The sequence below is a fragment of the Sporomusa rhizae genome, assembly GCF_041428845.1.
GTDB classification, from domain to species: Bacteria; Bacillota; Negativicutes; order Sporomusales; family Sporomusaceae; genus Sporomusa; species Sporomusa rhizae.
In genome coordinates this window covers 4090944-4105670 of record NZ_CP156925.1, presented here as the reverse complement: position 1 = coordinate 4105670, position 14727 = coordinate 4090944, and the positions used below count along the sequence as shown (strand labels likewise).

General features: G+C 45.3%; 13 protein-coding genes, 1 other RNA gene and 1 pseudogene. 14 read left to right on the top strand and 1 reads right to left on the bottom strand.

Features of this window, described 5'->3' with window-relative positions; all coding sequences use genetic code 11:
- Position 1: 1 nt before the first annotated feature.
- From SRRS_RS19420 to smpB, 8 genes are all read left to right on the top strand, one after another.
- On the top strand, positions 2 to 247 hold the full coding sequence (locus SRRS_RS19420) for a hypothetical protein (protein WP_371362850.1): 246 nt from the start codon (positions 2 to 4) through the stop codon (positions 245 to 247).
- 180 nt (positions 248 to 427) lie between these two features.
- Complete coding sequence (secG, locus tag SRRS_RS19415; protein ID WP_371362849.1) at positions 428 to 664, top strand: preprotein translocase subunit SecG; 237 nt, start codon at positions 428 to 430, stop codon at positions 662 to 664.
- A gap of 80 nt (positions 665 to 744) precedes the next feature.
- Positions 745 to 2751, top strand: coding sequence for a sodium-translocating pyrophosphatase (locus SRRS_RS19410; RefSeq protein ID WP_371362847.1), 2007 nt, complete (start codon positions 745 to 747; stop codon positions 2749 to 2751).
- Positions 2752 to 2986: 235 nt separating this feature from the next.
- On the top strand, positions 2987 to 3712 hold the full coding sequence (locus SRRS_RS19405) for a gamma-glutamyl-gamma-aminobutyrate hydrolase family protein (protein ID WP_371362845.1): 726 nt from the start codon (positions 2987 to 2989) through the stop codon (positions 3710 to 3712).
- Between the two features lie 24 nt (positions 3713 to 3736).
- On the top strand, positions 3737 to 4477 hold the full coding sequence (locus tag SRRS_RS19400) for an alpha/beta hydrolase (RefSeq protein WP_371362843.1): 741 nt from the start codon (positions 3737 to 3739) through the stop codon (positions 4475 to 4477).
- Between the two features lie 9 nt (positions 4478 to 4486).
- On the top strand, positions 4487 to 4882 hold the full coding sequence (locus tag SRRS_RS19395) for a PaaI family thioesterase (RefSeq protein ID WP_371362842.1): 396 nt from the start codon (positions 4487 to 4489) through the stop codon (positions 4880 to 4882).
- Positions 4883 to 4884: 2 nt separating this feature from the next.
- Positions 4885 to 7161, top strand: a complete 2277-nt coding sequence (gene rnr, locus SRRS_RS19390) for a ribonuclease R (protein WP_371362840.1) — start codon at positions 4885 to 4887, stop codon at positions 7159 to 7161.
- Positions 7162 to 7318: 157 nt separating this feature from the next.
- Positions 7319 to 7792 (top strand): SsrA-binding protein SmpB, encoded by a 474-nt coding sequence (gene smpB, locus SRRS_RS19385; RefSeq protein ID WP_371362839.1) that lies wholly within the window; start codon positions 7319 to 7321, stop codon positions 7790 to 7792.
- A gap of 8 nt (positions 7793 to 7800) precedes the next feature.
- Here smpB and SRRS_RS19380 read toward each other — a convergent pair whose 3' ends face one another.
- On the bottom strand, positions 7801 to 8718 hold the full coding sequence (locus SRRS_RS19380) for a DMT family transporter (protein WP_371362838.1): 918 nt from the start codon (positions 8716 to 8718) through the stop codon (positions 7801 to 7803).
- Between the two features lie 195 nt (positions 8719 to 8913).
- Here SRRS_RS19380 and ssrA point away from each other — a divergent pair.
- From ssrA to SRRS_RS19350, 6 genes and pseudogenes are all read left to right on the top strand, one after another.
- Positions 8914 to 9259, top strand: a transfer-messenger RNA (tmRNA) gene (ssrA, locus tag SRRS_RS19375).
- Positions 9260 to 9531: 272 nt separating this feature from the next.
- Positions 9532 to 10356, top strand: coding sequence for a transporter substrate-binding domain-containing protein (locus SRRS_RS19370; protein WP_371362837.1), 825 nt, complete (start codon positions 9532 to 9534; stop codon positions 10354 to 10356).
- Between the two features lie 27 nt (positions 10357 to 10383).
- The gene (locus SRRS_RS19365; protein ID WP_371362835.1) at positions 10384 to 11040 is read left to right on the top strand and encodes an amino acid ABC transporter permease; all 657 of its coding nucleotides are present in this window, start codon (positions 10384 to 10386) and stop codon (positions 11038 to 11040) included.
- Positions 11033 to 11761 (top strand): amino acid ABC transporter ATP-binding protein, encoded by a 729-nt coding sequence (locus SRRS_RS19360; protein ID WP_371362833.1) that lies wholly within the window; start codon positions 11033 to 11035, stop codon positions 11759 to 11761. Before SRRS_RS19365 ends, SRRS_RS19360 begins: the two co-directional genes overlap by 8 nt.
- Positions 11762 to 12209: 448 nt before the next feature.
- Positions 12210 to 12323 (top strand): annotated as a pseudogene (locus tag SRRS_RS19355) (transposase); the annotation flags it as partial.
- 585 nt (positions 12324 to 12908) lie between these two features.
- A complete protein-coding gene (locus tag SRRS_RS19350) occupies positions 12909 to 14564 on the top strand; it encodes a methyl-accepting chemotaxis protein (protein WP_371362831.1) in 1656 nt (551 codons plus the stop codon).
- Positions 14565 to 14727: the final 163 nt, after the last annotated feature.

The window sequence follows — 14727 nt, the reverse complement described above, 5'->3', positions numbered from 1 at the left end:
AATGCCGAAGGGATTTTTTCTGAAATGCAGTGACTGTGGCTACCTGTACGAGTGCGAAGATGACTTGCTGGAATGTATGAGTAATACTAAGGTCTGTGAACATTGTGGCAGCTCCAACCTCGAAGTCGTTCCGCAGCAGGAAGGTAAGTTTGGCTGCACCAGCCGGCTTAACACGCATGTGGTAAATGTGAATAGCTATGTGGATCATCCCGAACCGGTAAAACCCTCCCCGGTAGGCGTAGAGTAGTGAGATTTAAACAGCCGTGCGTGCGGCTGTTTAAATTTTTTTAAAAAAGGGAAAAATATGTAGAGTAAATCGTGAATTTGTTGACTAAATAATTGTCAAGTGTCATTTAAGTATGATAGAATATTGTTATGCCTTGGCATTGTATTACAACAAGGATATGGATCAGTCGTGGGGGGTGTTATGAAAGTGGTAACAGGACTGATGATTTTAGAGGCAGTGCTTTCTATTGCGTTAATTTTAGCAGTAGTGTTGCAGTCAGGCAAAAGTGCCGGTTTGTCGGGCTCAATTGGCGGCGGCGCCGAATCTTTATTCGGTGGCAAGGCTAAGGGGCTTGATCAATTACTGGCAAAGGCAACAATTATCATTGCTGCGTTGTTTGGCGTTGTCACCATGGCTTTGGTAAAATTGATGCAGTAGGTTTGCTAACCTCAATTGCCGGTTTTCCGGCATATTGAGGTATTTTTAAGGTTTTAAGCTCAAAGGAGGAAAAAGGAATCATGGATTTATTGTATTTCGCGCCAATAGCAGGTATTGTGGCGCTGGCTTTCGCTGCCTATTTGATGACCAGTGTTCTAAAGGAAAACCCTGGTAATCAAAAAATGCAGGACATATCCCAGGCGATTTTTGAGGGGGCAATGGCCTTCCTTAACCGTCAGTACAAAACTCTTATTCCGTTTACCATCGTTATCTTCTTTATATTGTTCTTTGTTGACGGCTATAAACTGGCCGTATCTTTCTTAGTTGGTGCTGTTTGTTCAGCCATTGCCGGTTATGTTGGTATGACATCGACTACTAAGTCGAATGCCCGTACTACGGAAGCTGCCCGTCATAGCTTGAACAAAGCTCTGAACGTTTCTTTCCGCGCCGGAGCGGTAATGGGTATGTCGGTTGCCGGTCTTGGTCTTTTAGGTGTTTCCAGTCTGTACATAATCTTCAGAGACCCTGTTGTTATTAACAGCTTTGCCTTTGGCGCCAGCGCCATTGCTTTCTTTGCCCGTGTTGGCGGCGGTATCTTTACCAAAGCTGCTGACGTAGGCGCTGACTTGGTAGGTAAAGTCGAAGCAGGTATTCCTGAGGACGATCCCCGTAACCCGGCGGTTATTGCCGACAACGTTGGTGACAACGTAGGTGACACCGCGGGTATGGGCGCTGATTTGTTTGAATCCTATGCGGCTACCGCTATCGCGGCTATGCTGATTGGTCAAACCGTATTCAAAGGCGATATCAACGGTGTACTGTTCCCGCTGGTAATCGGCGCAGCCGGTATCTTCGCTTCTATTGTCAGCACCTTCTTAGTTAGAACCAGTGAAGATGGTGATCCGCAAGCCGCTCTGAACAGAGGTATTTGGGGCACCAACATCCTTGTTGCAGTTGCTACCTATGGTTTTGCCAGCATGATGTTCCCGGCAAAAGCTATGGGAATTACCATTGCTGTTATTTGCGGTCTGGCGGTTAACGTTCTTGTTGGCGCTATTACCGAGTACTATACTTCTAGTAATAAACCTCCTACCCAGCATATTGCTGACGCTTCCCAAACAGGCCCGGCCACTAACGTTATTGCCGGTATTGCCTGCGGTTTAAGAAGTACCGCTTTACCAATGATCGTATTTGCTGTTGCTATCTGGGTTGCTTACTCTTCAGCCGGTATCTATGGTATCGCCATGGCGGCCATGGGCATGCTGTGTACAGCCGGTATGGTTGTTGCTGTTGACTCCTTTGGTCCTGTTGCCGACAATGCCGGTGGTATTGCCGAAATGGCCGAACTTGGTCCAGAAATCCGTAAAACCACTGACAAACTTGACGCTGTTGGTAACACTACTGCTGCTATCGCTAAAGGTTTTGCAATCGGTTCGGCAGCTCTTACCGCACTTGCTCTCTTTACCGCTTTCGGTGAAGAAATTGCTAAGAATCCTAAACTGTCCGGTCTGTTAGTAAATGGCCATCTGGTTATTAACCTGACCGAACCAGGCGTAATCATCGGTATCTTCCTTGGTGCAACTCTGCCGTTCCTGGTATGTGCCTTCACTATGGAAGCCGTTGGTAAAGCTGCTTTTGAAATGATCGGCGAAGTTCGCCGTCAGTTCCGTGAAATTCCTGGCATCATGGAAGGCACTGGCCGTCCTGACTATGCTAGCTGCGTAGACATCAGCACCAAAGCTGCTATCCGTGAAATGATGCTGCCCGGTATTTTTGCCGTAGGCTCACCGATTCTTGTAGGTTTCGTACTTGGTGCCAAAGCTCTTGCTGGTTTCTTAGCCGGTGCAACTGCTGCCGGTGTACTCTTAGCTCTGTTCATGTCCAACGCCGGTGGCGCTTGGGACAATGCGAAAAAATGGATTGAGACTGGTAAATACGGCGGTAAAGGTACTCCTACCCACGCTGCCGCTGTTATCGGCGACACTGTTGGCGACCCGTTCAAGGACACTTCAGGTCCTGCCATGAACCCGCTGATTAAAGTTGCTGGTACTATCTCTCTCATCATTGCTCCGCTGCTGTTCTTCTAGAAGATCACATAATAAACGCCAAGCTTTTGCTTGGCGTTTTATTTTTTTGTCTACGAATTGCGCTGCCGACTATTCGCTTTTGGGGTGTGTTTCTTTATGTGGCAGATAATGGTATACTAGTGGTGATGAAAATGCATAGCAGTTGTATCGAACCGAAGAATTATTACATATAGATATAGGGATATTAAAAACTAGGGTACGTATTTTCGTATCTGAAAATCTGAGGTGAATGCGGATGGCTAAGCCGCTAATCGGCATTACGGTCAATCAGTTTTTAACACAAGGTGGCACACTGGCTGGTACCAAACGGCAATTTGTCAGTGACGCCTATGTGCAGTCTGTCCTTAGGGCGGGTGGTGTACCTATACTGCTGCCGATTATTACTGAACAGGCAGCCATCGAACAACAACTGCAAGTGCTTGACGGTCTTTTGCTGACAGGTGGCGGCGATGTTCAGCCGCAGCTATTCGGAGAAGAGCCGGTACGCGAATTGGGATCGGTAATCCCTGAACGGGATTTCCAGGAAATATTGCTGGCAAAACTGGCACTGGCGGCCGGCAAACCGATGTTGGGTATTTGCCGGGGTTGTCAAATACTCAATATAGCGTTAGGCGGTACTATTTATCAGCATTTAACTGCCGACGAGGCAACCGTGCAGCATGATCAAAACTCGCCGGGAGACTATGCCGGTCATACTGTTGTAACGGAAGCCGGCAGTAAGTTAGCGACTATTCTTGGTTCGCAGGTATTGACGAACAGTTTTCATCATCAAGCGGTCAAAGGGGTTGCCAAAGGACTTAGGGTAAGTGCCAGAACCCATGACGGAATTATCGAAGCTCTAGAACATGTAACTGCTGATTTTGCTATTGGTGTCCAGTGGCATCCCGAACTTATGATTGATAAGTATCCTAATATGCTCAAATTGTTTAAGGAATTTGTCGGTGTGACTGAACGAAAATAATACTACTACGAGGGGGCGTTGTTTTTGGCCGTAATACCAGGAGCCGAGCCCTTTTTTCTACCAGGAGGGGAGACAGGCATACTTGTCGTGCACGGTTTTACCGGAGCTCCTTCAGAAATGCGTTTACTTGGCGACTATTTGCATAACCTTGGCTATACTGTACTGGGGCCGCGACTGGCTGGACATGGCGTCACGCCGGAGAAAATGGCGAAAACACTATGGAGCCACTGGTACGAAAGTGTGGAAGACGGCTATCATTTGCTGGCAGGGATCTGTAAGCGAGTTATGGTTGTAGGCCTGTCTATGGGGGGGTTGCTGGCGCTTAAACTGGTCAGTGAATATCCTGTTGAGCGTGTAGTATTGCTTAGCACGCCTATCTATATAGCTAATAAGCGCCTAAAATTATTACCTCTGTACCGCATGTATACTAATTTTGTCCCCAAAGAACGTAAGCACTTGTCAGACGAAGCAGACGAGTATTCGATAAGCTATAATGTAACACCGCTTAACTGTTTAGCCAGCCTTTTAAAACTGATTAGTCATGTTGATGGCTTACTGCCTTCTATAACCATTCCGGCGCTGGTCCTTCAATCCAAAAAGGAACATACGGTTGAGCCGGAAAGCGCGCAATATATTTATGATAAACTGGGAAGTCACGAAAAAGAACTTGTGTGGCTGAAGAAGTCCGGCCATATAGTTACCCTTGATATTGAACGTGACTTTGTTTTTAGAACAGTAGGCCAGTTTTTGGCCAGAAATAGTTGAGGTGTATCAATGAGTGACAGTAATGAATGGTGTTTTGCCTGCGGGCTGAACAACCCTATCGGCTTAAAACTTAATTTTAGAGAAGAAGACGACATGTATGTGGCCAATTTTATTCCAGGTCCGGAACACCAGGGGTATAACGGAATTATGCATGGCGGCCTTGTAAGCACCCTTTTGGATGAAATAATGGCCGGCTATATGTATGCCAAAGGGTTGAATGCCGTAACGGCTAAACTGGAGGTACGCTTCCGGCAGCCAACTCCAATTGGGGAAAAATTAACTATTAGCGGATGGATTACCGGCCAACGGGGAAAAATGTATGAACTAGCCGGTAACGTTGTTTTGCCGGACGGAACTGTAACAGCTGAGGGAAAGGCGATCGTCGCTATAAAAGGAGATGAGTAGTAATGGACTTGGCCGAAAGAATACTCGAGTTTATGAGAGAAGAAGCCTATAAACCACTCACCGCTGAAGATCTGGCCGACGGGTTGAATATTCGCGGCATAGAATTGGAAGAATTTTGGCAAATACTGGACAAGCTCGAAAGTACGGCTGCCATTATAAGAACCCGGTATGGAAAATATGGTATTCCCGATCGTATGAATCTGGTTGTCGGTAAATTTTCCGCAACCACTAAGGGCTTTGGCTTTATTTTGCCTGAAAATCAGGATATGGAAGATGTCTTTATTCCGCCTGATGCTATCGGCGGCGCTATGCATGGTGACAGGGTAGTAGCCCGTATGCACCGCAAACATATTTCAGGAAGAGCGGTAGAAGGCGAGATCATCCGCATTGTTACCCGCGCTATCACTAAAGTGGTTGGTACCTTAGAATCCAGCCGGAATTTCGGGTTTGTTCTGCCTGATAACAGGCGGATTGGCCGGGATATTTTTATACCCAAAGAAGAATTAGGCGGCGCTAAAACCGGCTCAAAAGTAGTTGTTGAAATTACCGAGTGGCCGCAAAAACAAAAAAGCGCCGAAGGGCGCATTGTTGAAGTCTTGGGACGTCAGGGCGATCCTGGTATTGAGATACTTTCCATTATTAAAAATCATAATTTGCCTACCGAGTTTCCGCCAGAAGTTGAACGGGCGGCGTCACGGGTGAGCACAACAATTAGTGAAGACGAACTGCTGGGACGGCGTGACTTACGAGATCAGCTTGTGGTAACTATTGACGGCGAAGATGCCAAAGACCTTGATGACGCCGTGCATGTCGAACGGCTAAAAAACGGCCATTACCTCTTAAGCGTACACATTGCGGATGTCAGCCATTATGTACGTGAAAATACGCCGCTTGATAATGAAGCCAGATTGCGCGGTACCAGTGTCTATCTTGTTGACAGGGTACTGCCTATGCTGCCGCCGCGTTTATCTAACGGCATCTGCAGCTTAAATGCCGGAGAAGACCGTTTGGCATTGTCCGCCCAAATGGAGATTGACGGGCGTGGCCGGGTAGTGAGCTATGAAATATTCCCGAGTATTATCCGGGTTAAAACCAGATTGACTTACACAATCGTACGCCAAATCTTGGCCGACCATGATGAACTTTTACGGGACAAGTATGCCAAACTGGTTGGGCCGTTAGAAGATATGGAACGGTTGTGCCGGATTCTGCGTGACCGCCGTTTACGCCGGGGGGCCATTGATTTTGATTTCCCGGAAATTAAAGTTAAGCTGGACGAAGAAGGTCATCCCATCGCTATTGAGAAACGTATTCGCAGTATTGCTGAATCGGTTATTGAAGAATTCATGCTTGTGGCCAATGAAACGGTGGCCGAGCACATGCACATGCTGGGAGTGCCTTCGATGTTTAGGGTGCATGAAGAGCCTGACGAAGAAAAAATGAACAGACTCAATGTTCTGCTCAATAACTTCGGACAGCGACTGCCCAAGACCGAGGAAATTCAGCCAATGTCATTACAGCGGGTACTTAGCAAGATTGCCGGACGACCGGAGGAACGCATTATCAGCACTGTCATGCTGCGATCACTCAAGCAAGCCCGCTATGATGCCGAAAACCTTGGCCATTTTGGTTTGGCTGCAACCTACTATACCCACTTTACATCACCGATCAGGCGCTATCCGGACCTGATTGTCCATAGACTAATCCGTGAGACCTTCTCGTCAGGAGATGTCTCGGCTAAGCGCCGCCAGAAGCTCTCGGTCATGCTGCCGGAAATTGCTTTGCACTCTTCCGAACGGGAACGTGCTGCGGCGGAAGCCGAACGCGCTACCGTCGATTTGAAAAAAGTAGAGTATATGGCGCAATTTGTTGGTCAGGAATTTGACGGTATTATCAGCAGCGTAACCGCCTTCGGCTTTTTTGTGGAAATAGATAATGGTATCGAAGGACTTGTGCGCGTTTCCAGTCTGGAAGATGACTACTATCAATATGTAGAAGAACAATATGCCTTAATTGGTGAACGGACAAGCAAGATCCACCGCTTGGGCAACAGTATCCGGATTATTGTGGCAAAAGTAAACCCGGCGGAGCGTACCATCGATTATATCCTTGCTGATAATGCCAAGGCGCTGAAAGCTGTCGGCAGTGAAAAGACGCAAGAGAAAAAGAGTGGCAAAGCGGGAACAAGGCGGGGTACAGGCAAATCCAAACCTGCTGCCGCCAAAAAGAAGACTGCCACTGCCGCTAAACCTAAGAAAACCAGAGCGTCAAAAAAGTAACCAGGTGCATTACCTTCTCACTTCCGGTGTTTTCCGGGTTAAGTAATTGACGCAAGATGGTAAATCAGATACAATAGGGATGGATTATCTAGATTTTATCTGGGTTATCTAGATAATTTAAATAAGCGTATCTGTGGATTTTAAGAGGTGAGAAACGGTGAGCAAAGAAGCTGGGGGCATAAAAATAGCGGCGGAAAACCGTAAGGCCCGCCACGATTATCATATTCACGAAACCTATGAGGCTGGGATTGCGCTTACCGGTACTGAAGTAAAATCACTCCGGGCAGGCAAGTCTAATCTGAAAGATGCCTATGCGCGCATCGACAATGCCGAAATCATGCTGCACAACCTGCACATTAGCCCTTACGAGCAAGGGAACCGCTTTAACCACGAGCCCTTGCGTACCCGTAAGCTATTGATGCACCGGTATGAAATAAACAAATTAATCGGTAAAACCAAAGAAAAAGGTTTTACCTTAGTACCGCTCAAACTGTATTTTACCAGAGGCAGAGTTAAAGTCGAACTGGGACTGGCCAGTGGTAAGCATACCTATGACAAACGCCAGGATCTTGCGGAACGGGATGCCAAACGGGATATGGAGCGGGCGCTGCGCGACCGCCAGAAAGAATAATAACCCGCTCAGCCATGATGTTCCTCGATTGCTTGATAGCATTCTTTTTTAGTTACAATTTTGCCAGCCCAAAGCTGCAAAATTATTATACCGCCCAGAATCAACGCGCCGCCGCCTATCTGCAGCGGCGTTATTGTTTCATCAAGCAGTGCCACTGACAACAGCGCAGTTATAACAGGTTCCAGCGTACTGATAATCGACGCGTTGGTAGCGCCAACTTTGCTCATGCCGGCGAAGAAGCTCATAATGCCCACAATAGTTGCAAACAGGGCAATCGCAATAATGGACAGCCAGCCTTGCACCGGTAAGTTGAAAATCAATGTATTGGTGGATAATCCAAATACGACAAAAACGATGGCCGCTGAGGAACATACATAGACGGTCGTGATAAGCGAATCAGTGTTTTTCAGCAGGCGGTTGCCGATAACGATATAGATCGAATATACTAAAGCGGCCGCCAGGCCAAAGGTTATGCCCGCTATGTCGGCATTATCGAACGAAATTCCCAGTACCAGGGATAAGCCGGCGAAACAGATGGCTAGTGACAAGCCCTTTTGCCAGCTGTATTTTTCATCACCCATCAAAAACGATAACACGCTGACAATAGCCGGGTAGGTATATAACAGCATAACAGCTAATGATGCTGGCAGATGCATAACCGACAGGGCATACAGCATCGACATGGAACCATAGCCCATGGCGCCCAGTAAGAATAGTTTTGTCTTAAGTTTGTTATCAATTTTTAGTGATATACCGCGGTATTTGAGGATTAGCACCAGGCAAATAGCCGCTAAAAGGAACCGTCCGGTTAAAATGGTAATGGTATTAGCCCCGGCGGCATAAGCAAATTTAAGAAAAATACCCAAAGTGGCAAATCCGGCTGCTGAAGCTGCAACCAATAGTGCTCCGATGTGTTGTGGACTCAAAGTAAAATCACTCCTTTATCGCCAATATATTCGTTGTAAGCTAAAAGTTTTCCTGTAAATGGCTTGGTAAAGAAAAGATTTACTGGTAAAAGATTTATTTGCTCACGAGTCAAGCTTTATGCTATAATAAGCTAATGATGAAGTGTATATAAGTTTGCCCAAGCAGTCTATACTTACCTAAGTACCCTTAAATACGGGGGCGTACTGGTTTCGACAGGGGTGGTTATGGTATAGGTAGCGAGCCGGGGTTCCATTAGCCCGTCAATACGGTGGAAAATAGTAAACGCAAACGAAGAATACGCTTTAGCAGCTTAATGCTAACGTTCTACCTACGCACTCCCGCGGCCTAGGATAGGACGTCATTTAGTGGGATACCTGAGGCTCAATTCTCGGAGAGCTGACTGGGAAACTTCATCGAGATAGTGCTCAAGCAGCCTGTTAGTGGGCGGCAAGAGCGCGAAATTTAAAACACTGACTGCGCTCGGAGAAGCCTATGCAGTAATACTTCTGGACAGGAGTTCGATTCTCCTCGCCTCCACCATAATTTGGAAATGGTTAAAACCCGCGAAGATTCGCGGGTTTTTTGCTGTTTGTGGGTGGCCGGGAACCAGAAGATAATTTCGTGTGGTAAGGTTATGCGTAGAAAGTGGTAAGTTTATGCTTTGTTTTTTTCGCTTGGCAAGTATGTAAATACATGATCATGACGAATTTGACAGGTATTTACCTGTCGATTTTATAGATAAATACCTTGTATAAAAAACCAATTGATTCTATAATAAGAAGATAATTTGCAAAAAGACAGGAGGCATTACTATGAAAAAATGGTTGAAAAAAGCACTTGCTGTAGCAATTCTCGGCATGTTTGCAATGTCGCTGGCCGGTTGTGGCAGTACAGAAAAAAAAGAATCCGCGGCAGACGCTGTTAAGAAAAAAGGAAAATTGGTTGTTGGGACGGCTACTGGTTATTATCCTTTTGAAATGGCGGATAAAAATGGTGAATTGGTTGGTTACGATATTGAGGTTGCAAAAGCGTTAGGAAAAGAACTTGGTGTAGAAGTAGAGTTTCAAAATTACGCATTTAGCGGACTTATACCGGCCTTACAGGCTAAAAAAGTAGATTTGGTTATTGCCGGGATGACAATCACCGATAAGCGCAAAGAAGTTGTAAATTTTTCTGATTCGTATTTTACTTCCGGACAAGCTATGCTAATTAATAAAAATTATCCTAATGTGAAGACCTGGGAAGATCTTGATAAAAAAGGCAATGTGATTGCCGTGTCGATGGGAACAACAGCTGACCAGACGGCATCTAAAATGTTCAAGAATGCCGAAGTCAAAAAATTCGAAGGTTCCGCACTTGCCGGTTTAGAAGTATTAAACGGCAAAGCTGTGGCTGTTATTCATGAAGTGCCTTGGGTAGCTATCTATAATAAAATGAACAGTGATACTACATATGCCGTACTTGAGCCATTTACAACGGAAGAGCTTGGTATTGCGGTTCCCAAAGGAAATGACCAATTATTGGCTGAAGTTAATAAATTTGTTAAAAAGTATAAAGCCAGTGAAGATTATAAAAAAGAGTATAGCTATTGGTTTGTCGATATGAAATGGTGGGATATGGTACCGCCTAAGAAATAGCGGCTTCATAGGAAGAGGAGAATTAACGTGTATCATTTAGATTTTGGTGTATTAGTTGAATACCTGCCTTCCATAATGGACGGCTTAATTATGACGATAAAAATATCAATCTTATCGATTTTCTTAGGTACTTTTTTGGGGATAGTAGGTGCTTTATGCCGCATATCCAAAAACTTAGTACTGCAAAGCATAGGTAATATCTATGTAGAATGGATAAGAAATACACCGCTTTTGATTCAGATTTTATTTATCTATTTCGGTCTGGGTATTTTTTTCGATTTAGCACCAATTTTAGCGTCGGTCATTGCGCTGTCCTTTTTTTCCGGTGCGTATATTACAGAGATAATCCGGGCTGGTATTCAATCTGTTCACCGTGGACAGCGTGAAGCAGCCTTGTCTATCGGCATGACTGACTGGCAGACAATGTATCTGATTATTTTGCCGCAAGCAATCAAACGCATCTTGCCGCCGTTAGCAGGCCAGTTTATCACCTTGATAAAGGATTCTTCGTTGGTATCAGTTATTGCCGTTACTGATCTTACTTATGTGGCTAAGAATATTGTTACTACGACCTTTCGGGCATTTGAGGTATGGCTGGCTATTGCTGTATTTTATTTTGTTCTTTCGTTTGGCTTGTCTTTAGCCGTTAGAAAGCTTGAAAAGAGGATGGCAGAAAGTGATTAAGATAAATAATGTGTCAAAGAATTTCGGTACATTGGAAGTATTGAAAAATATATCACTAACAGTTAATGCCGGAGAAGTCGTAGTCATTATCGGGCCCAGCGGTTCCGGCAAAAGCACTCTTTTAAGGACGATCAACGGTTTAGAAGAGATCAACAGTGGTATGGTTACGGTAGACGGCATAAACGTTCATGAAAGTAAGGATAGCCTTTATCAGGTTCGTCAGCTTACCGGAATGGTGTTTCAGCAGTTTAATCTGTTTAATCACAAAAATGTCCTGAATAATATAAGCATGGGGCCTATACATGTGCAAGGCAAAAAGAAAGAAGAGGCCGAGGTGATTGCTGCTCAGCTTCTAAAAAAAGTAGGTCTGCCGGAAAAGTCGGCGGCGTACCCTTCAAGACTGTCCGGTGGGCAGCAGCAGCGGGTAGCGATAGCCAGGGCTTTGGCTATGCATCCTAAAGTAATGTTGTTTGATGAACCGACATCTGCACTTGACCCCGAGATGATTGCGGAAGTTTTGGAAGTTATGAAAGGGCTGGCACAGGATGGTATGACAATGGTCGTTGTCACCCATGAGATGGGGTTTGCACGGGAAGTAGCAAACAGAGTAATATTTATGGATGACGGTAAGATACTGGAAGAAGCTGACCCTAAAGAATTTTTTGCTCATCCTAAAAACGACCGTGCTAAACAATTTTTAAGTAAAGTCCTTAATCACTAAGAATACGAAGTCGCGGAAAACTTGTGTAAATAAATATGAAAATCTTCCTTAATGGCAAGAATAGGAATAAATCTATTCAAGTTAGAAAGGAAGATTTTTTATGTCAGCAATTCCAAAGGAAGTTATTCAAAAAAATGGACTATACCGCGGAGAAACTGGACAGACTGTATTTCGTGGTAAATATTTTATTTCGATGATCGGCTAGATAAGGTGCTTTCATTAGTTGTTCAGGGATAGTATTCAACTTGGGTTTCAAAAACCTTTTGAAGCAAGGGACGTTCTTTTTGCTTCCCCTTATAGATAATGATATAGTAAATCAAAAACAGGAGAAAAAATGGTAAGATGTGCGAGAAAAAAGAGTGCTAGCGAAATATATCATATTATGATGCGAAGAATAAACCGCCAGGATATATTTTTTGACGATGAAAACTAGCGACGTTTTCTAGAAACTATGAAACGGGTCAAAGAAAGTAAAAGTTGTGCTATTTATGGATATTGCTTGATGGGAAATCATGTTCATTTGCTATTGCATGAAGAAGAGGAAGGGTTATCCGTTACATGAAGCGTATCGGTACGAGCTATGCACGGTGATATAATCAAAAATATGATCGAGTAGGGCATCTTTTCAAAATCGTTTTCAAAACGAGACCGTTGAAACAGAAGCATATTTATTGGCGTGCTAAGGTACATCCATAATAATCCTGTAAAAGCAAAGCTGGTAGCAATACCAGAGGAGTACAAATGGAGCAGCTGTAAGAGGAAGTATTGAGAACCGTGAATTGTCTGCCTTTGTGACGGACGATGAGCGGTTTTTGTTTTTTGGAGGCGATTTTCTCGCCTCCACCGCACGAGATTGTTTGCAGTGACTAAGAGTTACCCGTATCCGCTTTGGACAGAATACGGGTAACTCGCTTTCTTTTACATATTTGGAAATCTCGAAATATTTTTGATTTTTTGCAAGAAGATCGACGTTTTACTTTCTCATCAACGGAAAACAGAGCTTTCGTTAAAATTACCGATGATTTAGAAAAAAAAGAGAAAAAAATTGTCGTATTTTGCAAATTCAGCTAGATAAATGCAGGATTTTATCTTATTGAAGGTAAATATAACAGTTAGTAAATAAAAATGATTATTAGGAGGATGCACGATGTCGATCAAAGCAAAGCTTTTAACCGTTGTCCTTGTGCTTTTCGTGTTTATCATTGGTCTGCTCGGGATCAATTTCTATACCTTCGGAATTTTACAGGGAGATGCTCCAGCGATTAACCTGTCAGGAAATCTGCGATTCCGGGCTTATAAACTGGCTTTGCTGGCCAACCAGTACGCGGCAGCGCCTGCCGCTAGCAAGGTGGCTATCGGTAAGGAAATCGACCAGGAAATAACGATGTATGACAAAATCGTAGCCGGTTTTGAAAAGGGAGACGAGTCACTCAAACTGGTTCCGATCAGCGATGGCCAAAGCAAACTACAGTATGACGCTGTGAAAGTCCACTGGGAAAAGTACAAGGCGGTGATCTTGTCTGTCCAAAACGGGGCGGATATGTCGGCGAAGGTCGATCAAATCAACTCGATGGCACCCAATTACGTCGGGGAAGTCAATAAATTGGTCAATTTGCTGGATCAAAGCTCGCAAAATAAAATAACCCTATCAAAACAAGCACAGGCGGCAGTATCTCTGCTAGGACTGGGAGTGGCGCTTTTCGCGCTGTTTGTCATCGTCAGAAAGGTCATTCAGCCGATACATCAGCTGTCCGCGTCTTTTGCGCAGGTGGCTACTGGGGAAGGAGACCTCACCGTACGCTTGGACGACACGCGTCAGGATGAAATCGGTGAGGTCACGAAATACTTCAATCTGTTTATTGGCAATGTGCAAAAAATTATCCGGGTTTCTCAGGAAACTGCGGAACAGGTCGCCCATTTGGCGGAGATGCTGGCGAAGGCCAGCGATGAAAGCAGCAGAGCCGTCGAACATGTGGCGAATACAGTACAGGAAGTGGCCGCAGGGGCGAACAAGCAGAATGAAGATATGAATAGACTGGCGACCAACACGGAAAATGTGGCCGCCGGCATGAAAAAAATGGTCGAGCACGCCAAGGAGGCGTCTAGTCTGTCGGAAGAGTCGCAAAGGCAGGCTAACAATGGCGGAACGAGCGCTGGAATTGTGACCGATTGCACCGAGCAACTAAAACGAACAGTCACGGAGGTCACGGAAAATGTCAGCTTATTGTCTGAGCATTCTAGTGATATCAGCCAAATCATCGATTTGATCAAAGCGATCTCGGGGCAGACCAACCTGCTGGCCCTTAACGCGGCAATCGAGGCGGCCAGGGCCGGAGAGGCGGGGCGCGGATTTGCAGTGGTGGCCGAGGAAGTACGTAAGCTGGCGGAACAGACCAATGAGGCTGCCGACAGTGTAACAGCCAAAATACTGCAGATGCAGCAGCAAGTGGAGTCAGTTCATGACGCAAATACCCTGTTGGGAGGAGAACTGACACATATCGAGACCGCAGTAACCGATCTTGCTATAGCGCTGCGTGAGATCATGTCCGGGGCAGAGAACAGTAAGAAGGCGGTCGAAGAGATTGCGCTTCTCAATGAACAGGCCTCGGCGAACTTTGCCGGTATCGCTTCTTCCTCACAGGGGATAGCAGGTGTGTCAAAGCAGATCGCCGCGCAGTCCGAAGATTCGGCGGCTGCGATTGAAGAGCAGACTGCGTCTATCGAGGAATTTACAGCGACGGCGCAACAGTTGTCGCATTTGGCTGAGACTATGGGTAAGTTAGTTGGCGAATTTAAAGTATAAGGAGGGATATATGGGGACAGGAACCTTGTCCCGGCAATTAAATACGAAACTATATAGGCTGTTTGCCACGGGCTTAGGGTACTTAGTAGAATTGCTAGAAAATCGATTTGATTAAAAAAAGAGGGACGATCTCCCCGAACACCTTTGAATGGTTTCCTAAAAT

Excerpts from the sequence above, each read along its gene's own strand:
- SRRS_RS19405 (WP_371362845.1), top strand. The coding sequence starts at position 2,987 with ATGGCTAAGCCGCTAATCGGCATTACGGTCAATCAGTTTTTAACACAA.
- SRRS_RS19370 (WP_371362837.1), top strand. The coding sequence starts at position 9,532 with ATGAAAAAATGGTTGAAAAAAGCACTTGCTGTAGCAATTCTCGGCATG.
- SRRS_RS19410 (WP_371362847.1), top strand. The coding sequence starts at position 745 with ATGGATTTATTGTATTTCGCGCCAATAGCAGGTATTGTGGCGCTGGCT.
- rnr (WP_371362840.1), top strand. The coding sequence starts at position 4,885 with ATGGACTTGGCCGAAAGAATACTCGAGTTTATGAGAGAAGAAGCCTAT.
- secG (WP_371362849.1), top strand. The coding sequence starts at position 428 with ATGAAAGTGGTAACAGGACTGATGATTTTAGAGGCAGTGCTTTCTATT.
- SRRS_RS19420 (WP_371362850.1), top strand. The coding sequence starts at position 2 with ATGCCGAAGGGATTTTTTCTGAAATGCAGTGACTGTGGCTACCTGTAC.
- SRRS_RS19395 (WP_371362842.1), top strand. The coding sequence starts at position 4,487 with ATGAGTGACAGTAATGAATGGTGTTTTGCCTGCGGGCTGAACAACCCT.
- SRRS_RS19350 (WP_371362831.1), top strand. The coding sequence starts at position 12,909 with ATGTCGATCAAAGCAAAGCTTTTAACCGTTGTCCTTGTGCTTTTCGTG.